19 protein-coding genes are annotated in these 23,632 nt (G+C 38.5%); 1 reads left to right on the plus strand and 18 read right to left on the minus strand.

Features of this window, described 5'->3' with window-relative positions; genetic code table 11:
• Positions 1–124 precede the first annotated feature (124 nt).
• The 17 genes from ABC382_RS11590 to ABC382_RS11670 form a co-directional block, all read right to left on the minus strand.
• Positions 125–2,722 carry a VWA domain-containing protein gene (locus ABC382_RS11590; RefSeq protein ID WP_322611372.1) on the minus strand — a complete coding sequence of 866 codons (2,598 nt, stop codon included), beginning with the start codon at positions 2,720–2,722 and terminating at the stop codon, positions 125–127.
• Positions 2,706–4,451, minus strand: a complete 1,746-nt coding sequence (locus tag ABC382_RS11595) for a vWA domain-containing protein (RefSeq protein WP_322611371.1) — start codon at positions 4,449–4,451, stop codon at positions 2,706–2,708. The genes ABC382_RS11590 and ABC382_RS11595 overlap by 17 nt, the downstream gene beginning before the upstream one ends.
• A gap of 11 nt (positions 4,452–4,462) precedes the next feature.
• Positions 4,463–5,338, minus strand: a complete 876-nt coding sequence (locus tag ABC382_RS11600) for a DUF58 domain-containing protein (RefSeq protein WP_274795766.1) — start codon at positions 5,336–5,338, stop codon at positions 4,463–4,465.
• Positions 5,335–6,330: an AAA family ATPase gene (locus ABC382_RS11605; protein ID WP_322611370.1), complete on the minus strand. Its 996-nt coding sequence runs from the start codon at positions 6,328–6,330 to the stop codon at positions 5,335–5,337. The genes ABC382_RS11600 and ABC382_RS11605 overlap by 4 nt, the downstream gene beginning before the upstream one ends.
• Positions 6,331–6,341: 11 nt before the next feature.
• A complete protein-coding gene (locus ABC382_RS11610) occupies positions 6,342–7,751 on the minus strand; it encodes a hypothetical protein (RefSeq protein WP_407132946.1) in 1,410 nt (469 codons plus the stop codon).
• 12 nt (positions 7,752–7,763) lie between these two features.
• A complete protein-coding gene (locus ABC382_RS11615; RefSeq protein WP_274795763.1) occupies positions 7,764–8,609 on the minus strand; it encodes an ABC transporter permease in 846 nt (281 codons plus the stop codon).
• The gene (locus ABC382_RS11620; protein WP_322611368.1) at positions 8,606–9,541 is read right to left on the minus strand and encodes an ABC transporter ATP-binding protein; all 936 of its coding nucleotides are present in this window, start codon (positions 9,539–9,541) and stop codon (positions 8,606–8,608) included. The genes ABC382_RS11615 and ABC382_RS11620 overlap by 4 nt, the downstream gene beginning before the upstream one ends.
• Positions 9,541–11,934 (minus strand): DUF7408 domain-containing protein, encoded by a 2,394-nt coding sequence (locus ABC382_RS11625; protein ID WP_412926822.1) that lies wholly within the window; start codon positions 11,932–11,934, stop codon positions 9,541–9,543. The genes ABC382_RS11620 and ABC382_RS11625 overlap by 1 nt, the downstream gene beginning before the upstream one ends.
• Before the next feature lie 171 nt (positions 11,935–12,105).
• Positions 12,106–12,993: a transcriptional regulator CcpC gene (ccpC, locus tag ABC382_RS11630; protein ID WP_274797272.1), complete on the minus strand. Its 888-nt coding sequence runs from the start codon at positions 12,991–12,993 to the stop codon at positions 12,106–12,108.
• Positions 12,994–13,059: 66 nt separating this feature from the next.
• Positions 13,060–13,500, minus strand: coding sequence for a cyclic-di-AMP-binding protein CbpB (cbpB, locus tag ABC382_RS11635; protein WP_274795759.1), 441 nt, complete (start codon positions 13,498–13,500; stop codon positions 13,060–13,062).
• A gap of 196 nt (positions 13,501–13,696) precedes the next feature.
• On the minus strand, positions 13,697–13,936 hold the full coding sequence (locus ABC382_RS11640) for a short-chain dehydrogenase (protein ID WP_274795758.1): 240 nt from the start codon (positions 13,934–13,936) through the stop codon (positions 13,697–13,699).
• Positions 13,937–14,001: 65 nt separating this feature from the next.
• Positions 14,002–14,769 (minus strand): 2,4-dienoyl-CoA reductase, encoded by a 768-nt coding sequence (gene fadH, locus ABC382_RS11645; protein WP_274795757.1) that lies wholly within the window; start codon positions 14,767–14,769, stop codon positions 14,002–14,004.
• Positions 14,770–14,921: 152 nt separating this feature from the next.
• The gene (locus ABC382_RS11650; protein WP_322611366.1) at positions 14,922–16,106 is read right to left on the minus strand and encodes an iron-containing alcohol dehydrogenase; all 1,185 of its coding nucleotides are present in this window, start codon (positions 16,104–16,106) and stop codon (positions 14,922–14,924) included.
• A 17-nt stretch (positions 16,107–16,123) separates the two neighbouring features.
• Positions 16,124–16,885 (minus strand): 3-hydroxybutyrate dehydrogenase, encoded by a 762-nt coding sequence (locus ABC382_RS11655; protein WP_274795755.1) that lies wholly within the window; start codon positions 16,883–16,885, stop codon positions 16,124–16,126.
• An 18-nt stretch (positions 16,886–16,903) separates the two neighbouring features.
• A complete protein-coding gene (locus tag ABC382_RS11660; protein ID WP_312504784.1) occupies positions 16,904–18,220 on the minus strand; it encodes a GntP family permease in 1,317 nt (438 codons plus the stop codon).
• Between the two features lie 64 nt (positions 18,221–18,284).
• A complete protein-coding gene (locus ABC382_RS11665) occupies positions 18,285–19,805 on the minus strand; it encodes a CoA-acylating methylmalonate-semialdehyde dehydrogenase (protein WP_322611365.1) in 1,521 nt (506 codons plus the stop codon).
• 14 nt (positions 19,806–19,819) lie between these two features.
• The gene (locus tag ABC382_RS11670; protein ID WP_322611364.1) at positions 19,820–20,713 is read right to left on the minus strand and encodes an NAD(P)-dependent oxidoreductase; all 894 of its coding nucleotides are present in this window, start codon (positions 20,711–20,713) and stop codon (positions 19,820–19,822) included.
• Between the two features lie 237 nt (positions 20,714–20,950).
• Here ABC382_RS11670 and ABC382_RS11675 point away from each other — a divergent pair, with 237 nt between their 5' ends.
• Positions 20,951–21,562, plus strand: a complete 612-nt coding sequence (locus ABC382_RS11675) for a TetR/AcrR family transcriptional regulator (RefSeq protein ID WP_274795751.1) — start codon at positions 20,951–20,953, stop codon at positions 21,560–21,562.
• 45 nt (positions 21,563–21,607) lie between these two features.
• Here ABC382_RS11675 and ABC382_RS11680 read toward each other — a convergent pair whose 3' ends face one another.
• Entirely contained in the window at positions 21,608–23,614 is a 2,007-nt protein-coding gene (locus ABC382_RS11680; protein ID WP_274795750.1) for a putative bifunctional diguanylate cyclase/phosphodiesterase, read from the minus strand.
• Positions 23,615–23,632 lie beyond the last annotated feature (18 nt).

A 23,632-nucleotide genomic window follows, 5' to 3' on the forward strand; every position in this document is an offset into this window, starting at 1 on the left:
AGCAGTTACACTTCTTTGCAGTGCACTCGCCCTCACCGCTCAATCGAGGACTACTTTTTCATTCACCTCAAAGAATATAAAAAAGCAGTACAAAACTGTTTCGTTTTGTACTGCTTCTACTATATTACGATCTTTTTTTCATACCCTTTAATAATTGGGCAACATTGGTGTCTTCTGCCTGTACAGGTTTTTCCTCAACGAGCTGTTCTTTTTTCTTCGGTTTTGTGAGGAAGCTCCAGCCAAAACGCCTTATTGTAATATCAATAAAGAATAGTAGCATGCCTGCTAGGAGAAGCCATGAGGCAATGTTTTGACGGTCCGCTCCTTTTTTTGCAAAGTCACGGAAAACTTCTTGTGGTTCCTTTAAGACAGATCCACCAGTTTGTTTGGTTAATTCTTCTACTAAATGTTCATTTACAGGAAGTAGTTCATATTCAGCACTATAAGGAACGCTTAGTCCTGCTTGATATATGGCCTGCTTTTCATCAGCTATACGGAAGAAAATTAATCCTGGTTCAGCCTGTACAGTAGCTCGAACTTGAGAGGTCGAAATGGTTTCAAGTTGTGTTTCTAGCTCTTCACCTGCTTCATTAACTGCTACAATATCTAAAAATGCTGCTTCATTTGTAGGATCCGTAATCATAAAGGAACCATCTGTTTCCAATCTCACATCGTAGGCAACATCATTATAACTAGGAAGCATTTGTGAAATAAGTGTTTGCCAAAATGTCTCCCAATCCTGCCATCTTGCCCAATCTCCTGTCCATTTTCCGGTAGAATCGGATGTAAAGGCGAATGTTTTACCTAGACCGTATTGCCACTGTGCTAACACAGGATCTTCCTTCTCACTTTCTGCAATGACGGTAGCTCCTTGTTTAGCTGTTGTCCCAATATATGCATTCATTTGAGGGACACCATTAGCAAACAGTGTATTCCAACCTGCCGCATTATAGATTGCTGGATAAAATGGGTTATCCTCAATATAGGTACGGGAAATCATAGCTGTTTCACGAGATAAAATAGAAGGAATGGTTTGCTCATCAATAACATCGTAGAAACGACCACTGCCCATGTCACTTAGCGCTTCTAGTAAGTTTGCGTCGGCATCTTGACCAATCGCAACAGTCGATAATGTGATACCGTTCTCTTTCCCATCAGCAATTAAATCTTCATAATTCCCTGACTGTGATTGCCCATCTGTTAAGAGAATAATATGCTTACGTTGCAGCTTTAGATCTGCAAGATTTTCATAGGCTTTTGCAAGTGAACTATAAATCTCTGTTCCACCACCTGGTGTAACGGATAAAATCGTATCTACTGCTTCTTCTTTACTACTCAGAGGCGCTGTCTCTATAATCTCCCATGGCCGATCATCAAAGGCGATAAATCCTAATGTATCTTCATCGCGCAACATTTCTACTGAACGTGCAGCAGCTTCCTTAGCAAGCTCGAGCTTGGACCCAGACATACTGCCAGAACGATCGAGTACAATGACTAATCCTAATGAAGGTAGTTGCTCTTTTCCCTTTATTTCCATTTCTACAGGTAATAAAGTTTCAATTGGCGTTTTGAAATAGCCCCCTAAACCAAAACTGTTTTCCCCTCCAACCATGGTGAAACCTACACCAAAGTTTTTGACAGCTTGCTCAATAACACTCATTTTTGCCTCACCTACTAAATGGCCAGGAACATTGTCAAAAATGATTGCATTATATTGCAAATAGCTGGACAGTTCATTTGGTAAACTTTTAGGCTCAATAACATCAAAGGCTATGGATTGACTACCAAGTGCTGCTGCGATAGGTGAGGCTGTTTCGTAACCATTGACAATGAGTAAATGTGGTTCACTTTGCACCATTGTGACACTTGTTAACTTATTGTTTTCAAAAATAGCATCCTGTCCTACTTGTACAACAGCCTCATATTTTACTAGTCCTTCAGCAGTCGCTGCGTGCTTATAGGTAAACATATTCGTACCTTCATTAAGCTCAATAGACTCACGATGAATAAGCTCATCATTTTCATATAATAGCAGCTCACCTTTACCTGCTGCTGTTGCATAAATCTCTGTCACTAATTGTTGCTGCTCCCCTACATAAGCAACTTGAGGGGATACAAAGCTTTTTAGCGAAACATCATGCACAACAGGCTGACTAAAAGGTACAACATCTACACTAATGTTAGAGTCTTTTAACCTTGTAGCGAATTCTAAGACATCTCCTTTTGTCTCATTAGCATCAGTTAATAGCACAAAACGAGTTGCTTTTTTTGGATTAACAATACCAGTTGCCAGTTGGAGACTTTGTTCAATATTCGTTTGATCGGTTGCTTTTATTTCAGTAAGCTTCGGTACTTCCTTTAGCGTTTTTGATAATATGGCTTCTGTTTGTAAAGTGGAAGAAAAAGAATACACCCCTGCAAGCTGTTGATCCTTTTTCGATTGTAGGCTTTCCTGTATAAACTGAACCATCTCATCTTCTGTACCATTCATAGAAGCAGAACGGTCTATTAAATACACAATTTGTTCTTCTTTTATGGGCAATAATAGATAGGGACCAGCTAACGCAAAAACTAAGCACCCTACTGCGATTATGCGAATAGCAAGCACAACAACATGACTCTTTTTTAGTCGCTGCCTTTCACGAAAATAAGTCCATCCAAAATAGAAGAACAATGGAAGTAATAGCAACAATACTAATGGCCAATCAATTCGTAAATCCACGACGTCGTTGCACCTCCCACTCTGAAACAAGCAATATTAAAATAATAATAATAAGCCAAGGTACGAAAGATGCCTTTGATATTTCTTCCTTCCCATTGTCTGGGATGTCACCTAAGGTAAAGCTTGTCCCTTGTTCAATGACACGTTCTTGTGCTTGTAATTGCACGATAAAATGTTTTTCCTCATTATTTGAACGAACCATATAAATACCTGGTTGTTTTGGTGCAATTAGCATGCCATTCGTGATAGATGATTGAAACTCATCTTCTTGTGAATAAACACTCCAGTCTCCTTGTGCTAAAGCAACCGCACGCTGCTCATTTGGTGTGAAAATACCAAGGGAACCAACAGATTCTGATAATTGCTGTTCAATACTCCATAAAAATAGCGGGAATGATGGATGTAATGGCCAATCTGTATCAGCAATATCGGCTAAAACAATGATATCCCCTTTCGGAGAACGTTGAATGAAAGGCTCATCCCCCACAGAAGCAATAGTTTGATAATCTGCAAATCCAGGATAAATAGCAGTTACAAAAACATCCTTTAGTTCACTAAATGCAAATAAGGCGTCACTTTGAATACTTATTGTGCCCTTTACTTCCATCTTTTCAGCATCATCACGACCAAATAACACAAGAGGCTTTTCCATTTTCTCCAATAAAGCCGTTTGGTTCGTAATCACATTCGCATCCAGATTGTCTGCTACTTGCAGTGATGGAACGATTTTCACCCCACTACTCACGGTTTGAAAGCCTTTTTGTATCAACTGATGCATGCTTTGATCAACAACCATTTTTGAAGTTTCGGTTTGAAGTAGAACGGTTTGTTGATTATCTACCTGATAATCATCTTTTGCATCGATAAGTGCAGTCATTGACTTTGTTAAAGGTAAATTTTTGAATGTTTTTGTAATAGCTTCATTGGGAGGCACAACTACACTTTCTGCTACAACCTCTTTCCCTTCAGCATTTTGCAAAGCTAGTGTTACCTTTTGCTCGTCAGGTGTATCGTTATGTAGCTGTACAAGTGCCATCGTAACCTGTCCATCTGTCGTAGCAGCAAATCGTGTAATAGCGATGTTTGTTAAGTCCTTTGGAGCCCCTCTTACTAGCCATTTCACTGAGTCTTTGTCCATCGGTAATTGTTTTTTATTAAGTGTATCTGTAAAAACATAAATAGAAGTTGGCGTATCACCAACAAATGCCTGTGCAACATCAAGTGCCTTGTTTATTTCTGCGGTTTCATAGGTTACTTGTAAATTTTTAATCGCTTTTTCAATTTCATTTGTGTTTGTTTCTCGCTGTAAAACGGCTTGTGGAGTAGCACCAGTTGTTATTAATGTGACAGGTCTCCCATTTAGCTCGCTCATTAATGACAACATTTCCTGTTTATGTGTATCAAAGGTTGATTGATCTTTACCTGCTAGCATCGTAGCTGAAGTATCAACGATAAATATCGTTTGTGCACCAACAATCGTAGATTTTTTAACATACGGATTCATGAGTGCCAATACAAGCAGCAATAAGGCAAGCAGCTGTAAATAAAGTAAAGCATTTTTTTGTAAATGCTTTAAATAAGGCGATACACGGGTTTCCTGCATAATTTCAGACCAAAATAAAGTTGAAGAGACAGTTTGATCTGTATACTTTTTACGAAAGAAATAATAAAGTAGGACAATGACCGGGATGATGGCCGTCCAGCTAAATATAATTTGACTAAAGCCCAATACGGCTCACCTCACCTAATCCAATGTGCTTTTAATAATTGTTGGAAAATCGCATGTTGAAAACCATCTTCCACTTTCAATTGTATTTTTCGAACGCCAAAGCGACGACAAATGGCCTCTAACTCTTCTTCATGTAATAATCGCCTTGCATGATAGGTTTCTAGAACTTTAGAGGACATCGTTACATTGACATCTTTACCTGTTTCACGATCTAGGAGGCGGACATCACCGGAATAATTGGGTGAAAGCTCCTCCTGGGTTACAATTTGCAACATGCGAACATCGCCTGCATATCGTGGTAACCTTTTTAACAGCTGTTCCCATTCCTCAATTGGCTCTAACCCATCTGTGATAATGAATAGCACAGTACTATCTTTAGGTAAAGCTTTTAATGCCCCCTGGGCGAAACTGCTAGAGAAACTAGCTTCCTCTATTTCAGTCACTACCTGCAAAAAAGCACGGCGATACATTGCACCCTTACGTCGAAATGGCGGTTTTCCTTCATGTTGGACAAATGAAAAGGATAGGCGATCATCTCGCCCTAGTACCATTAAACCGAGGGACGCCACTATTTGACGAGCAAATAGCCATTTGGCTTCCTCTCCCATCGATTTGGTAGTATCTAGCAATATATGGACTCGCATCTCTTGTTCATCTAGAAACCTTTTAATAAAGTATTTATTTGTTCTCGCAAAAACGTTCCAATCTACTTGACGAACATCATCACCTAAATGATATTCTCGAAAATCTGAAAAATCGAGGGAGGCCCCGAAGCGCTGTGAACGGTGTGAGCCCTTATGTTGCCCACGTAGTTTGGAGGCCGTCGCTACTTGGAAACGACTGATTTTCGCTAACCAGTCTTCGGGCAATAAGTATTTCTCTGTCACTTGCTTATACCTTGCTGAACTTTTTCTAAAATAACATCAATTACATCATCTGTTGTTTTTCCTGAAGCCTCCCCTTCATAATTCAACAACATCCGATGACGTAAAACTGGTTTTGCCACGGATTTAATATCTGCTACAGAAACATGGAAACGTCCATTCATCAATGCTCTAGCTTTTGCCAATTTTATTAAGCTTTGCAATCCACGTGGACCACTGCCATACATAGCATATTGTTTAACCTCATCAAGAGCATCTGATCTTTCAGGATGTGTAGCCACCACTAGGTCAGTTGCATATTCTAACATTTCATCGGCAACCATTACTTCCTTCACCATTTGTTGTGCTTCGATAAGAGCCTCTGTATTCATGAGCTTCTGTAAATCAATTTCTTGAGCGCCTGTCGTTCGTTTCATAATTTCCATAAGTTCATTTTTTTCAGGGTATGGTACAAGAATTTTACAAAGGAAACGGTCCATTTGCGCTTCAGGTAATGGATAAGTTCCTTCCATCTCAATTGGGTTTTGCGTTGCTAATACGAAAAAAGGTTTCGCCATTTTTTTCGTATCCCCCAAAATCGTCACCGTTTTCTCTCCCATTGCTTCTAACAAAGCACTTTGTGTTTTTGGTGTTGCACGATTTATTTCATCGGCTAACACCATCTGACTAAAGATTGGCCCCGGTTGAAATGTAAATTGCTGCTTACCATCAGGTGTACGTTCAATCATACTCGTTCCTGTTATATCTGCTGGCATAAGATCTGGTGTAAATTGAATACGTGAAAACGACAGATCAAGTACTTCAGAAATTGTACGAATTAACATCGTTTTCCCTAAACCTGGTAAACCCTCTAACAATGCATGACCATCCGCTAGTACTGCAAACAATGTATAATCAATTGCTTCTTCCTGCCCAACAATGAAACGATGAATTTCTTCTTTAACTTGTTGTAATTTCGTACTCATTTCAACATACTGTTGCTCTGTAAATGCCATTTCTTTTCCTCCTACTGCGACTCAATTGACGTGAAATAAGATTGCACGACATTTTGTAAATCCTTCGGTAACTGTAAACGCTCTGAGCTTTCTAAATAGCTGTCTTTATAGGAACCAATTACCTCTTCATAAGGTCGAATGGAGCCCTTTGTTATGGGGCCATTTCCTTGTTGTTCAGAAACATGCGTACCATCTCCTAGTGTTCCACCATCCACAGATGTTTCACTGGATCCTCCAACCCGATTCGGTGTCGTTAATAGATTTCGACTACCCTGACCACTACCTGCTCCTTGACCTTGGCCCTGTCCTTGACCTTGGCCTTGGCCTTGGCCTTGGCCTTGACCCTGTCCTTGGCCTTGGCCTTGGCCCTGTCCTTGGCCTTGACCCTGTCCTTGGCCTTGACCCTGTCCTTGGCCTTGACCCTTACCATTTGGTTGTTGTGAACTACTTTGGGCATTATTTTGACCAGACTGACTTGGCTGATTACTTGGTTGAGAATTACTTGATGATTGTTGATTGTTACTGTTTCCGGTACTAGCATTGGCAATCGCATTTTGTAAGGAATTACTTGCTGGTTTACCAAGCTTACTCATAGCTGTTTGTGTGGCATTTGCATTTTCTGTTAGATCTTGCTGCATTTGAGCAAGTTCTTTTAGCTGCTCAATCTCATCCTTCGATAATTCTTGATCTTCTGTAGCGCCATCTTGACTAGCTGTTTGTTTATCCTTTAATTGCTGCTCCTTTAATGCTAGCTCCTTTTGTTTTTTGACAACTTCTCGTAAAGCTTCTTCTGCTGTTTCAGTCTCTTTTAAAGTATTTTGAAGTTCTTGCAATTGCTCTTTTACTTCTTTTGTCTGTGCCTTTTTCTCTAGTTCTGCAACTTCTTTTTTCATATCTTCAATTACAGCTCGTTCTTTTTCAACCTCTATCGCTTCTATTTGTGTAGCTGCCGGGAACATATAAAGAATAGCTAGGACAACTATTGTAATAAATAGACCGATAAACGCTTTAGGACGAAACATATTTTTCTTTCGAGCCTTAAAATCCGCAAAAGCTTTTTCAACATTCTCTATGGCTTTAGATAATAAAGATTGAACAAGGGGGTCCTGATCATTTTTAAATGATAGCGCTGTAACTAACTCATTGTGTGAAAAATATTGATCGAGTGTATGCAAAGCCTCTTTCTCGTTAACACGTCTCCACCATATGTAAACAATAGTTACAATCATAACGGTAACAAAAACACCAATCGCTATTTGACGATAATATGGCCAGACAAATAATCGTGAAATAAGGACGAGAGAAGCACCCGAAAGCAATGCAAAAAACAAGCCATATTGTGCAATAGGAAGGCTTCTTTCAAAAGTTAAACTCGACTTTGCACGCTGAATATATTTTCGTAATTGCTTACGCCGCTCCATAACTATTCCTCCTCATCGGTTACTTTTCATATTGGCACGTAATTTTTTGATCGCTATCGTTAAACAAAGCACAATGATGAATACATAAGCGATTAAATAAGTAATCCAGACAGGTAATTTCACACCAGAAAGTTCAGCTAACGCATCTCCCATCTCTGGTGAAATAAGCGTTAACATTAAGGCACCTGGATTGATGGATGCCCAAAAATAAGTCATAAAGGAGGTACTAGTACCAACAGCGTTCCCCATCTGATGAAAGGCCATCGTTAAAAAGAAGAAGAATGCTGTAATACCTCCTAAAAAGATGATAGAGCCATATGTGGCAATCATGGCAACAATCGTTCTTTTGGTAATCGTTGAAAACATAACACCTATACTACCTATTGCTACGACAGTGACTAAATAAAATAAGAATATGGAAATCAGCTGTGAAGGTGAAACACCACCGAATAAAAATACTAAGCTATATAGTGGCAATCCTGCCACCAGCATCAATACTAGAAATGCTACGGAAGATAATAATTTTCCAACTACAATTTGTGTCGAACTTTGTGTTGTTGTTAGTAAAATATTTAATGTTTGTTTTTCACGCTCACTACTAATAGCACCTGCAGTCAAACTCGGTGTAATAAAAAGAACTAATGCCATTTGTAAAATTGTTAGTACAGCAAACATCATAAAGCTTGTATCTGGTCTAAAGAAGCCCTTGCCAGTAAACTCCGTTGTAAGCAATAAAAATCCTGCAATGAAAATACAAAGTACTGCTAAATAAAACATTAAACCTGAGAAACTTTTAAAAGAACGGAAGCGTAACTTTAATTCTTTTACGAGTACTGGATTATAAAATCTCTCCATCATTGATTGTCCGCTCCCTTCGTAATAGCCATAAAGACATCCTCTAAATCTTTTTCTTCTTCATTCAATGCATAGATCGGTAAATCAGCAAGCATTGCCTTCTTCAGTAATGCTATCTGTTCGGCATTTGTACCGCGATAGTTAAAGGCAATTTCTAAACGATTGTCGATCACATTAATAGATGAAACATGTGGATCTTCCTCTAAAAATGCACGGACTTCTTCTAGTCGATCTGTTATTTTCAGCACAATCCGCTTTTCTCCCTGTAACTGGGCTTGAATTGCAGCTACATTGCCATGCGCAATTAATTTGCCATTATCAATAACCCCGATTTCATCACACATCTCAGCAAGCTCTGGTAAGATATGCGAAGAAATCAAAATAGTTTTCCCCATTGACTTTAAATTTCGTAAAATATCACGCATCTCTACACGTGCACGAGGATCCAATCCTGATGCAGGCTCATCTAAGATCAATACCTTTGGATCATGGATAAGGGCACGGGCAAGACATAACCGTTGCTTCATCCCACGAGATAATAAATCTACATATTCATAGCGTTTGCTTGTTAAATTCACAAGCTCTAATAGTTGAGGAATTAGCACTTGACGCTCTGCCAGTTGAATACCGTAGCTCGCACCATAAAAATCTAGATATTCATCTACTTTTAACTGATCATATACACCAAAGAAATCAGGCATATAACCAATTTGCTTTCTTACTTCTTTCGGTTCCTTCACAACACTTTTGCCATTAATCAGTGCATCACCAGAAGTAGGTGATAATAATGTAGCTAAAATAGAGAATGTTGTTGATTTCCCTGCTCCATTGGCACCAACAAAACCAAATACTACACCCTCTTCTAAGGAAAGGTTTAAATGATCTAATGCTGTAAAGGAGCCGTATCGTTTCGTTAAGTCACGAATTTCAATCATTATTTTGCCACTCCTTTCAGCTCTATATCTGGTAGCTTCGTTTGCTCTCCTGATGGATCAGGACCATATTTGATTTCGATTCGAAGCTCCCCATCTTGGTTAAAGTACTTTGAAATGTTATCCGAAAATACTTGTTTTGTATCCACTAAAGGCTCGTACAAATTCGTTTCATTATTCCATATCGACAGCTGCATACGCTTAACATCCTTATTAGAAATGGTCAGTTCATTTAGTGATTGAACAGCATCCATAAATTGATCTGGCATTGCCATCGTTACTTCGTATAAACCATCTGATAGATACCATTGGTTCAATTCCTCATCAATTTTTTCATAATAGCCACTTGCAGATAGTGGAGCTAATGTATAGTTAAAGTTATTGCGCTTCATCGTAAATGGACCTGATAGCTCCACCTTCCCTTTAAATGGTTGAACAAGCATTGTAATTGGTGACATATTGGCACTTGTTTCAAGTTCAACCCCTACAATAGCTTGATCTGTCCAAGCAGTAAGAATCGGCTGTCTATCATTTTCTACGAGTGGCAACGCCATCGTTTTCATTCGTTCAATACGCATTGGATCTACCTCATCCTTCGTCGATGGGTAACTATAGTTGTAACTATTAAATGAAGATGGCTTTTGAAGAACAGTTGTTTTCAGTTCCTTATCAACCTGTAAAGTTCCATTCGCTTCAATATCACCTAATTTTACTTCTTTCACACCAGAGATTAATGTGACATCCTTTAATGCAAATGGGAAATTATTTTTAACCGTTCCTGACAGCTTTTCATTTTTTAATGTGATATCAATATCCATTTTGCCGATATTTTGAGCTGACGATTTTCCTGCAAAGGATTGCACGGACCAATAGCTTAAGTCACGTAATGTTAGCGTTGAACCATTGGCATTTTCTTTAATATAGGAAGACTCATGTAGAGCTCCCATCGTGCCAGTAAAATTATTGTAACTTCTTAACGCAACGGCAGTCGTGTTTTTATCTGCATTGACTACAAAATCACCACTACGATTCGTTAAAATAGATTCCACATAATATCCATTTACACTACTATCCTCATTTACCTTATAAAATGCAGATTGTTGAACTTGTGGCTGAACAATTCGATCTTTCGCCCCAACAATAAAGAGAACAATTGAAAGAACAATAGAGATGGATGGAATAACCCACCATGCATGCTCACGCTTATCCATTTTTTTTAGGACAAAGTACAAAATTGGACCAATGATTAAAATATAAAGAATAATGACGATTAGCATATAGCCTACTGATACTTCAAAGGATGGGAATAACTCATTAATGTTACGAAGCTCATAAGAAATTTGGTCAAATGGTGATTGACCCTGCCTCATCATCCCTTGCTGTGAAATGCTCTGAACATCAATCATTTTAGCTATAAGTGCCGCGTAGCCATCCATTGACGAAAGTGGTTGATCTCCTAACGAGAAGGCTGTTTGAATAACTTCTCCACTACCAACTGCTTTCTTTGCTGCTAACACTGCATTGTTTTCAGTTAGTACGGGTAGACTTCCTTCATTAGTTTTAGCAGCGTAAACTGAAATAGGCTGTGTAAAAATACCGCCACCAGACAATTTTGTTAATGCCTCTGCAGAAATCGAAGTCATCTCTTGTGATAATGATAATGGTAAATAGTCTTTTAAAATCCCTGCTGTTGCATCGATTTGATCAGCAGCCCCTAAGAGTAATGTACCGCCATCTTGTACCCATTTTAGTAAGGATTCTTGTTGTTTTTGTGATAAATCGGCGATTGCCACTTCATCTACAACAATTACATTCGCCATAGCAAGTCCCTGTGAATCTTCTGGGAATGTATAATCTTTTAATTGATTAATATTAAATACTTCCACATTACTTTGAGCGACAAAAGTGGATAAACGTAAAAATGCTGAAAGTCGATCACTTTTATCCGTCAGTGTATAAATAAATGTTGAAGAGGGATCTAAAAAGTTAGATTGTAGACGTTTTGTCCCTTTATAGGCAATCTTTTTTCCTTTTTCAATACTCCCTTCATAAAAAGCAAATAGATCTGTCTCCGAATAACTATAGTCAGCTAAACCATCCAGATAGAAAGTAAATGTCTTTTCTTCTCCTGCTGCTATATCAATTGGAACGACCATTGCTGATGCAGCCTCATAGGAATTGGCAGAATTAATCGCCATATCTCCTGAAAAATCTGCGCCATTATTTTTTACCGTAACTTGTAGCGGCACTACTGATTGATATTTAGCTTTACCTGAAATACCTGCTGTTGCTTTTACCTCTAGTGTAGCAGCAGCACTTGCTTGTGCTGAAGGCAACATAAAGCTAATTACAAGCATAATTAATAAGGTCAGTGCCGTGATTTTTGTCTTTTTCAAAAGCTCAACCCCTTTTTATGTAAATAGATGGTTACATAATTATACGATTTAAATTGTAGTTTGTTCCATTTCTTATGACATCTTCATGAATATTCATAAACTCTTAAGAAATTTAGGTCCTCTATAATGAAAAAAAGGCAATCCCGAAAGAGCTTGGAACTGCCTTATTTCCTAATTTGTATAATCAAACAAACAACGAGCATGATCCTGCACTACTTCAACAAACGCCTCTACCTGTCTTAATTCAAAGGAGGATTCATAGCCAATTAGCCAAGTATCTCGCGTAAGACCAAACTCTTTTTCATCATTTGTTAGAGGGATTTTATGAATTGCATCATGGTCATTTAACGTAATGGAGGGTAGTATAGCATATCCAATACCATTTAAAGCCATTTGCTTACAAATCTCAATTTGATCCACTAAAATTTGTTTCCTTGGATTTGAAGCAAAATGCTGTTGCCACCATTGTTGAATTTCTTGATAGTAGTTGGAATCACTTTTATATTGAATAAATGGACGGTCTGTCTTTAGAACATCTTCAATAGTCTTAACCTCTTTATCCACTAAATAAAGCGTATCTCTAAAAAGATGAATCTTTTCTCCCTTCCAGTCAACCTGCCCTCGTACAATGCCAACATGTGCTTCACCCTCATAAAGTGCTTTCACAATTTCAGAACTCCAACCAGTCATAAGAGATATTTTTGCCTCAGGATATTTTGATACAAAGTCCTTCAAAATTTTGGGAAGCCAGTTTTGGCCAACAATAGAGGCACAGGCAATTTTCAATGTCCCATTTACCTTTGTTGTTAAGGATTGAATCGTTTCAAAAATCTCTTCCTTTTTAGTTAGCATCTCCTTTGCATACGCAATTACCTGCTCGCCAGCTGGTGTTGCTGTTAACCCCTTTTGTGAACGAATAAATAACTGTGCACCCCAGTCTTTTTCAATTGTTTGCAAACGTTGAGATAGAGCTGGTTGGGATAAAAATAGACGTTCTGCTGCTTTTCGCATATTGCGTTCTTCAGCTAAAATTTTTAAAATTTCTGCCTCTGTTGCCATCAATCTGTAAACCTCCAATACAAGCAAAGAGGGCCTCATGATTTTCATCTGAGTCCCCCTAAGCTACTAATCTTTTTGATAAATATATTTTTTCAATTGCTTTAATATAACACGTCTTGTTAATATCCCTGCAAATGTTCCTTCTTCGTCCACTACACATAAAAAGGCGTGGTTAATAACTAAATCCAAAGCACGCTGGAACGTATCCGTTAACTTTAAAACAGCGATTTCTTTTTCCATTATTGAGTCCACTTTAATATCAGGTAGCTTTTCATATTCAATATGCTCAAGTCCAAGAATCGATTCAGTAATCATTTTCATGCTTAGTAAACCTTGAAGTCGATATTTCAAATCTAATACAGGTATGGACGAGTACCCTGTACGTGTTAGTACAAGGAGTGCATGTTCCGCACTATTTCCACTTTGTACATGCGCAACTTTTTCAGAGGAAATGATAAAATCACTAATTGGCATTGCTAATAAGTCTTTGCTGTTAGTTGAAATCATGAACTTCTTCTCCTTTTCTGTCCTCACTGTGTAGAACAGTCCTTCTCTTTCATCATATCACAATTTTTCTATGTATGACCATGATCAGAACTAGAAGAGTTTTTCACGAATAATGAATTATTTTAGCCTAACAACAAAAACTAAGTACATCTTCATTCAGCTAAGCTGTTTCTTTACTGAATGAAGATGATGGTGTTTAATAGCCCGCCTTACTCCAGTAATAAAAAATCATGATACCTAAAAAAAGCAAAAAAATTGCATATACCCAAACAATGGGGTTCAACATTGTTGCATATTCTTCCACTGTTTCGGAAACCGGGGTATCATTTTCAGATTTCCGTTCAGAAGTCATTTTTGCAATTTTTAATGTGGAGACAAAAGAAATAGCAGAAATGATCACAATGGCAATGATAGCTGGTATTAACCACATACCCATAGGCAAAACTCCTTTCTTTCCCCTTAGTATGCGTCAACCAAGCTCTCTATTATGCACAACATTTATTAGAAAGGATATTGATTGAGCCATTGCCCACCATCGAGTGTGACACATTCTCCATTCATATAACTTGCTTTGTTAGACATCATAAACGTAGCTAAATCAGCAATTTCTTCAGGTGTGCCTGTGCGACCTAATGGAACAGAATCTAATGTTCGAGCCGCTGCTGCTTCTGATTCCCAAAGCTTATCAGCCCCACCTGTTCGTTCAATTGGGCCAGGTGCAATCGCATTGACTCGAATGCCATACTGTTTTCCCCATTCGACAGCTAAGGTTCTTGTCAATGACAATACCCCTGCTTTTGCCGCAGCTGAATGGATAACACCCGCTCCAGCATTCCAAGCATAAGTTGCCACCATATTTAAAATAGATCCTTTAATCTTATGTTCAATCCAATACTTACCGACAACTGAAGAACAGAAGAATGTCCCATTTAACACAATATCTACTACAGCCTTCCAGCCATTTGGTGATAAATCCTCTGCACGGACAATAAAATTACCTGCAGCATTATTCACAAGCCCATCAACTTGACCAAATTTTTCAACAGCAAATGCAAGCATTGCCTCAGCATGCTCTGGCACACGTACATCCATTTGGAATGTCTCAATAGCAGGACCAGCCTCAGCAATAAATTTTTTAGCCTCTGCTAGTCGTTCTTCGTTGCGCCCTGTGATGACAACATTCGCTCCCTCAGCAACGAATTGCTTCGCCATATAAAGCCCCATACCACTTGATCCGCCTGTAATAATAATGGTTTTCCCTTGTAACATCCCATTTCCCCCTTTATCAAAAATGAATGATGATTCATTAAAATTTTACTATATTTTCTCGAATATGTCATATTAATTCTACAGATAGCTAGTTTATTTTTCTGTCTACTAAAAAAGAGAGCTATTCTAGTAAACTGAATAGCCCCCATATATTAAAATTCATACGTATAAGCAATTTTATATAGTTCCATTAATTCTTCCTTTGTCGGTACCTTTGGGTTATTACTTGGGCTGCCACTTGCAATTGCGTCCTCTGCCATTTTAGGGATGGCATCATAGTAAGCTTGTTCCTCTATTCCCCATTGCTTTAGATTCCCAATCTTCATATGCTTACACATTTCTTTAATGGACGTAATAGCTAGCTGAGCAAGCTCTTCTTGCGATAAGGGTTCTTTTGTTTCATTAAAAAACTGACCTAAATCTGCTAGACGATCTATGCATGATTCTTTTGAAAAGTCCAGAACTGCTGGTAAAAGCATCGCATTTGAAATACCATGTGGAACATGGAAGAGTGCACCAATTGGACGTGACATGCCATGCACTAAAGCAACGGACGCATTAGAAAAGGACAGCCCAGCCTGCATAGAGCCTAATGACATAGCTTCTCTCGCATCAACATCATCCCCATGCTCATAGACTTTTACTAGATTATTAACGATTAATTCCATAGCAGATAATGCAAGCACATTAGAATAGGGATGTGCTAAACGTGATAAATAGCTCTCTATTGCATGGCTTAATGCATCAATACCCGTCGCCGCAGTAATTGCGGGCGGTGATGTTAGCGTTAAAATAGGATCGACTATCGCAACCGTTGGCATAAAGGCTGGCTGCTTAATCATCATTTTTACATCACTCTTCGTATTGGTAATAACGGTTGCATCTGTTGCTTCCGATCCTGTACCTGCCGTCGTAGGTATGGCTATGTGTGGAATTGGTGCTTGCTCTGCAACCTTTGCCATCTTCATATAATCCCCTATGTAGCCACCATTTGTAGCCACTACTGCAATTGCCTTGGCCGTATCTATACAGCTTCCCCCACCAACCGACAGAATGACATCGCAGTTCTCGTTTTGCAATAATTGTAATCCCTCTGCTACGTACGTATCATTGGGCTCCGTTACTACCCCTATATATGAAACCGCTTCCACCCCTTGGGTCTTTAATAGCGTACGACATTGGTTAACAAAACCTAAGCTATCCATGATTGGGTCACTAACGATTAATGCCTTGGAGCCTAATTTTTTTGCATATTCGCCCACTTCTTCAAATGAGTCTCGCCCATATACGATTGTGCCTGGCGAATGAACCGTAAAGATTGTTTTTGTTTGAATCATATTTCAACCCTCCTAAGCTATTGAGCTGTATAGCCGCCATCTAATAAAATGGCCTGACCAGTTAACCCCTTTGCTGTATCACCTGCTAAATATAAAGCTAGTGCCGTAATTTCTGAGACATCCAGTAGCCTTTTTTGCGGTACTAGTGGATATAACACCTGTTCAAGCACTTCCTCTACCTGAATACCCCGTGTCTTTGCTAAATCACTAAACTGATTACGTACTAATTCTGTATCAACATATCCCGGACAAATGGCATTTACCGTGATTCCATTAGTCGCCACCTCAAGTGCAGCTACCTTGGTAAGCCCAATGACACCATGCTTTGCAGCATTATAACCTGCTTTACCAGCAAACCCTATGACGCCATTGATGGATGCCATATTAATAATTCGTCCAAATTGATTTTTCTTCATATGTGGTAATGCATATTTCATCGCGACAAAGGGTGCTACGACCATTACCTTTTGCATAGCCTCAAAAATCTCCGTATGAAATTCTTCAATTAGAGAGACGTGTTGAAAACCTGCATTATTGATTAAAATATCTATTGTTGAAAAATGACTTATCGTAAAATCGATAGCCTTTTTTATAGCCTGTTCCTCTGTTACATCACATGTATAGGCAGTTAAAGTGGGATTTTGTACAACTGCCTCTTTTAATAAATGTTCATCTTTATCCGTTATCACTACATTTGCTCCTTGTTCAGCAAATGCTTGAGCCATAGAAAGACCGATGCCACGAGCTGCCCCGGTAATGAAAACCGTTTTTCCTTGCATACTACATCCCTCCTACATCTACATACCCAATGAGAATAATATGATCGCAATGATTGTACCTATAATCGGGATAATTACGGTCAATGCTCCAAATGGCATATAGGCATCCTTATGCTTTTCATTACATACCGAATTGATGGTTGTCACAACATATCCACCATGTGGCAATGAATCAAGGGAACCTGATGCGATAGCGATTGTCCGATGCAACGCTTCTGTGTCTACACCCATATCGATATAATGTGGTGCCAGTAAAGGCATCGCAATGGTTTGTCCTCCAGATGCGGAACCTGTTAAACCAGCAATAACAGCAATGGCTAGTGCACCTCCGATTAACGGACTACCAGGGATATTCGTCATAACATCTACTGTTGCAATAAAAGACGGTGTTGCTTTTACTACCCCTCCAAAGCCAACTACAGCCGCTGTATTCGCAATGGCAATAATAGCACCCATTGCGCCTGCTGCTAACGTTGCTCCAACTGATTTTGCATATTTAAAGCTCACTATATACGCCACAATACAACCACTTGTTAATGCCACAATTAAAGCCGAGGTTCCTAGGGAATCGTGAAAAATATAAGAAATTACTAAAACAACTAATAACGGCACAAGACTCAGAAGCGGGCTCGGAAGCTTACGCTTTTCATCTGCTACTGGATCTGTTGAACGTGCAATAAAAATTTCTCCATTTTTAACAGCCCGCTTAATCATCCAATTCAACCAAAGTGAGCCACCAACAGCCATGAAAATAGCGACAACAATACTAACTTGCCACCCTGCATATGGTGTGGTACCAAGGAAGGAAATGGGTATCCAGTTTTGAATTTCAGGTGAGCCTGCTGATGTCATTGTAAAAGTGACAGAACCCAGACCTAGTGCAGCAGGAATAAAACGTCGTGGAAAGTTGGCTTGTTTAAATAAACTGATAGCCATTGGATAAACAGAAAATGCTACGATAAAAACGGAAACTCCTCCATATGTGAGTACTGCGGCAGCTAATACGACAGCATAGGTGGCATATTTCACCCCAATTGTTTCAACAATCCATTTAGAGACACTATCTGCTGCGCCAGTGTCCTCCATGACTTTACCGAAAATGGCACCTGCCATGAACATTAAATACCAAGAACCAACAAACCCTGTGAATCCATCCATATAGCTTGTTAAGAAGTTGGCCTGATTTTCTTCTGCTGTTTGAGGAAAAAACGCAAGACCATTTGTGATGGCTGCTAACAGTGCTGTCAACGGTGCTGAAATAAGTAAATTTACACCTCTCATCGTTAAGTAAACTAACAATGCTAAACTACCAAAAAGACCAAGATACTCTAACATTTACACCCCACCCTTCCCCTTTTTTAGAAAAAGAGCTGTATGTTTCTACAGCTCTTTGTTTGTATTAGTCGTTATTGCTAGGGAATGCAAATGTTGATGCAGTGGAGGCATTGCCCGCCATCCAACGCTCTGAAATTGTTTTTGTTTTTGTAAAGAATCGCGCTTGATCCGGACCGAACATATGCCCCTCACCAAAACGAGAGCCTTTAAAGCCTGCGAAGTTATGGTAGCCTACTGGAATAGGAATTGGTACATTGACACCTACCATACCGACATCAATTTCCGTCGTAAATTTACGAGCTGCTAACCCATCATTAGTAAAGATAGTGACACCATTACCTAGCTCATGCTTATTAATAAGGGCAATAGCTTCCTCCAATGAATCAACACGAACAACATTACGTGCTGGACCAAATATTTCTTGCTCATAAACTTCCATGCCTGGCTTTACATGATCTAATAATGTTGGACCTACATAAAATCCTTTAGACTCTTTGACAATGTCAAGCTCTCGACCATCGCAAATTACGGAGGCTCCCTCAGCTTCCCCTCGATCAATGGCAGCAAGTATTGCTTCTTTTGATTGCTGAGAAATAACAGGGCCAAAATCTGAATCAGGGTTTGTATATGGGCCTACTTTCAGATTAGAAATTTTCCCCTTAAGAATCTCCACTAGGCGATCAGCAGTATCCTTTCCTACAGGCATAATAGTAGATATCGCCATACAACGCTGGGATGCTGCTCCATAAGCTGCACCAATAAAGGCACTAGCAACCTGTTCAAGATCCGCATCTTGCATTACGACCATATTGTTTTTACCACCACCAAGAGCAGTTACACGTTTTCCGTACTTTGATCCTGTTTCATAAATATATTTAGCTACTGGTGTTGAGCCGACGAATGAAATCGCTTGCACAGTCGGGTTTTCTAAAAGTTCATTGACCGCATCTTTATCACCATTAATGACTGTCCAAATACCATCAGGCAAACCGGCTTTCTTCCACAGCTCACTAACATACAATGCAGTCATTGGCACGCGCTCGGAAGCCTTTAATACAACAGCGTTTCCTACAGCAATAGCCATACTCGTTTGTGCTAGGGGTACCATGATTGGGAAGTTAAATGGAGAAATTGCCGCTACAACTCCTAATGGGTATTTTGCAGAATAGGCATTGATTTGACCTCCAACATTAACAGAGTATTCCCCTTTCATTAAGTGAGGCGCACCAATGGCTAAATCAACAGATTCAAGTCCCCGTGTAATTTCACCTTTGGCATCTTCAATCGTTTTTCCGCTTTCAGTGCAAATAATGTGTAATAGCTCCTCCATATTTTCAGTAATAAGATTACGGAACCTTAGCACAACTTCTGCACGCTTTGCCACTGATGTATCTCGCCAAGTTGGAAATGCTGCTTGAGCTTGCTCGATTGCATCTCGCGTTTCCTCTACTGTCGCAAGGGGCACCTTAGCAATAACATCACCTGTTGTTGGATTAAATACCGAACCAAATCGTCCACTTTTCCCTTCAACCAATTTGCCTCCAATAAAATGTGTTAATGTTTTAACCTCTTGTGCTGTCGTCATATTTTTTCCTCCTCTTATAATTGTTCTATTTTACATGTTTCTTTTAAGCTTAAATAAGCTGCAGACATATCATTTTCTCCATAGCCTTGCTGAGAAATTTCACTGTAAAGATCCACTAATTTTTCACCAATTCGCAGTGATACACCTGCTTCATCTGCCATCTCCTTAGCTAACTTCAAATCCTTTAATAGTAGATTTGTTGAAAAGCCAGGCTCATAATTATCATTTTTCATATACTCCAAAAAATTGCGTTCATATATACGGCTTTGGCCATAGCTATTGCTTAAAACTTCATATAGTGTGTCTGCGTGAATACCCATTTTTTCACCAAGTACAATGGTTTCAGCGACTGCCTCTGTGTAAAACCCAATCATTAAGTTATTCAGTAATTTAATTCGTGTGCCTACACTTGAAGATGTGCCCAAGTGATAGATATTCTTTCCAACTATTCCGAATATTCTTTCAGCAATTTTATAATCATCTGTGTCACCACCAACCATAATTGTTAATGTTGCATTTACAGCCCCGATGACCCCACCACTTACAGGTGCTCCCAAATATCGTAATCCCAAAGCTTTTGCTTCTGTATGTAACGAATCATTCAATTCGGGATTTACAGTGCTAAAATCAATTAGTAAGCTACCTTTCTTTGCATGATGTAAAATGCCTTGCTCTGACTGATAAACCAATTCAACAATTTGTGGGGTAGGCAAACTGGTCATAATTACATCGCATTGTTTGGCAATTTCCTTAGCTGACTCAAGCCCGATGCCCCCCGCTGCTACGAATTGTTCCATTGCCTGTGCATTTGTATCATAACCATATACCTCATAATCTGCTCTTAATAGATTAATAGACATCGGTAAACCCATATTGCCTAAGCCGATAAAACCTAATTTCTCCTTCATTTAGACCTCCCCCAATCCTTGAAAATACAATAGAAAAGCTTGTTGATGCACTAGCCAACTTTCATTTTTTAAAGTAACATTAGTAACGAGATACCTACAATGACCACGGTCATTGACTTCGGTCAATTAAATCATAATCAATAGAAATCCATCTCGTCAATTAAAAATTTAATATTTTCTGAATATTTTTTATATAAAATATTTCACAATATTTAATAGTGGAGGTAATAAGCAGCAATGGAAGTACTCACAAACAGACAAAAAAAGGCATTAGAAACACGTGAAAGATTATTAAAAACATCTTTAGATTTATTTAATAAATATGGTTATGAGCATGTATCTGTTGAACAAATTACAAAAGCATGCAATGTTTCAAAAGGTACATTTTATACACACTTCCCTTCTAAATATGATGTTATTTTAGAAAAATTTAAGGAGCTTGATCATTTTTATAGTACTGTTGAAAAAAATATTGATGGAGCATTACCAGCAAGTGAAAAAATACTGCTAGTGTATCAAGAACAAATGAAGTATTTAACTAATGTTGTTGGTAAGGATTTATTGCGTACTGTGTATACAGCTGCAATGACAAACCAAGTGCAGCAAGATCATTATTTAATTAACCCTCAACGTAAAATTTTTCAAATTATGAATACATATATCGAAGAGGGTATTCAACAAGGAGAATTCAGACAAGATATATCAATTCCTAACATCCAAGCAATCATTCAACGTTGTATGCGCGCCAATGTTTATGATTGGTTAATACACAGCGAAGATTTCGATCTTGCTTCAGAAATGTCCCAATTTACAACAATTGTCTTGAACGGTCTCAAGAGCAATAAGTAAAAAAAGTAGCACTTCATCCATTTTATGATGAAGTGCTACTTCTTATCAGCTTACAAAATATTGTTGCACAATTGTTTCAACTGGTAATGGTTTATTGTATAAATAGCCTTGTCCCTTTTGACAACGATGACGTTTTAGAAAGTCGACTTGTGTCGGCTCTTCAATTCCTTCAGCAATGACCTCTAATCCTAAATTATGAGACATCGAAATAATTGCTTTAATAATGGCCTCGTTTTTATCATCTTTTGCAATATCGGCAATAAATGATTGATCGATTTTAATAATATCAATCGGGTAACGTTTAAGGTAGCTTAATGAGGAATAGCCTGTTCCAAAGTCATCCACTGATACATAAACACCTAATTGCTTTAACTCTGTAAGAATTGAAAATGTTTCATGGACGTTGGTCATTGAACTTTCCGTAATTTCTACCTCTAGTAATTCTGGAGGAACATCATATTTCTTCAACGCTTCTTTAATTTTTCGCGCAAAGTTTTCTTTTCTAAATTGTTTTGGTGATATATTAACCGCTATTCGTACAGGACGGTAGCCCTTTGTCTGCCATTCGCTTTGGTAACGACAAACCTCATCAATAATCCAATCCCCTATTTCAATAATTAAGCCCGATGCCTCTGCAATTGGAATAAACTGTGCTGGTGATACAAAACCAAATTTACGATTGTTCCATCTTAATAAGGCTTCAAAACTATTGATGCTATTATTTGCTAAATCCATTTGTGGTTGCAGATGAAGGCTTAACTCATTAAATTCAATTGCACGACGTAAATGAGCCTCCATCAAGGCTTCATTTGGAAAAATAGCGGTCATATCTTCACGATAATAACGATAATGTGATCGACCATGTTCTTTAACAGAAAATAAAGCCTTATCCGCTTTTCGTACAAGGGTTTCTAAATCTTTCCCATCTGCAGGACTAAGAGAAATACCAATCGATACACTAATAAAATATTCCTGCCCATCTATCATAAAAGGCTGTTTTAAAATATCCAGAATAGCATTAGCTGTCCGCTCAATTTTTTGTATCGTTGCATCTTTTAACACAAAGATAAACTCATCACTGTTATAGCGGTAGAGCGAGCATTTTGAGTAACAGAGCTCACGAAGTCTGTGACTAAACATGCGCATGAGTTCGTCTCCTCTGCTCTCACCAAGAGATTCATTGAATTTTTTAAAGCGATCAATATCAACTAAAATCAGGGCAGCTTGCTTGTGCTCTTGCTTCTTGTCATTTAAATGATGGAGCCAGTGTTCTTTAAAGGCTTTTCGATTCCAAATACCTGTTAATTCATCCATTAATGCTAGGTAATAAAATGCCTCATGATCATTCATAAATGAATTGGCATCTTTAACAAATAAATGTACACCTATCACTTCACCGTTATAATACGTTGGATGCGTTCTTAAGTAAAAGGGTTCTTTACTTAACAATTGACCCTTCAATAAACATTTTGGCATGCCAAATGCTGAGCCTTCAATTGTTTTGTCAAATAGCAATTTAAACTCATTGACATATTTATTTTCTAATAATGAAAAAATATCTAGACCTAATAGACTGTTGTGTTCCATTGACAGTGCTTGGGTAGCAGCAACGTTTTGGTGAATAATTCGACCTTGTAAATCTGTTGTTAACACTGGGCTCACATGTTGTTCTATGAATTGTAAATATGGATTGATGTCAAATTGTGTTGCCCGAAGAATAATGGCAACCATTGATTTAGCAAAGTGCTGTACATGAATTGCAAATGTTTTTTCTTGTGGACCTATACCTAATTTTAGGACATGCTGTTTATTGAATTCTTGATTTAGAAATTTCGACAATTGCAGCCAACATTGTTTTGAAAAAAAGTTCTCTGCTTTTTTGGCTGTACGATCCTGCAGCTCAATCAATGATAATAGCTTATCGTTAAATTCAACGACCTCAAACGCTGTCGTATCAACTTTTCTCAAACATACGACTGCATCAAATGGATTCAGCTGGATGAGTTGTTGATAATCTGCAAATGGCGCTACACTCTCTCTATATTTTTTCATCCTATCCCTCACTAAGTA

The sequence above is a fragment of the Lysinibacillus phoenicis genome (assembly GCF_047238325.1).
In the GTDB taxonomy this organism is placed as follows: Bacteria; Bacillota; Bacilli; order Bacillales_A; family Planococcaceae; genus Lysinibacillus; species Lysinibacillus irui.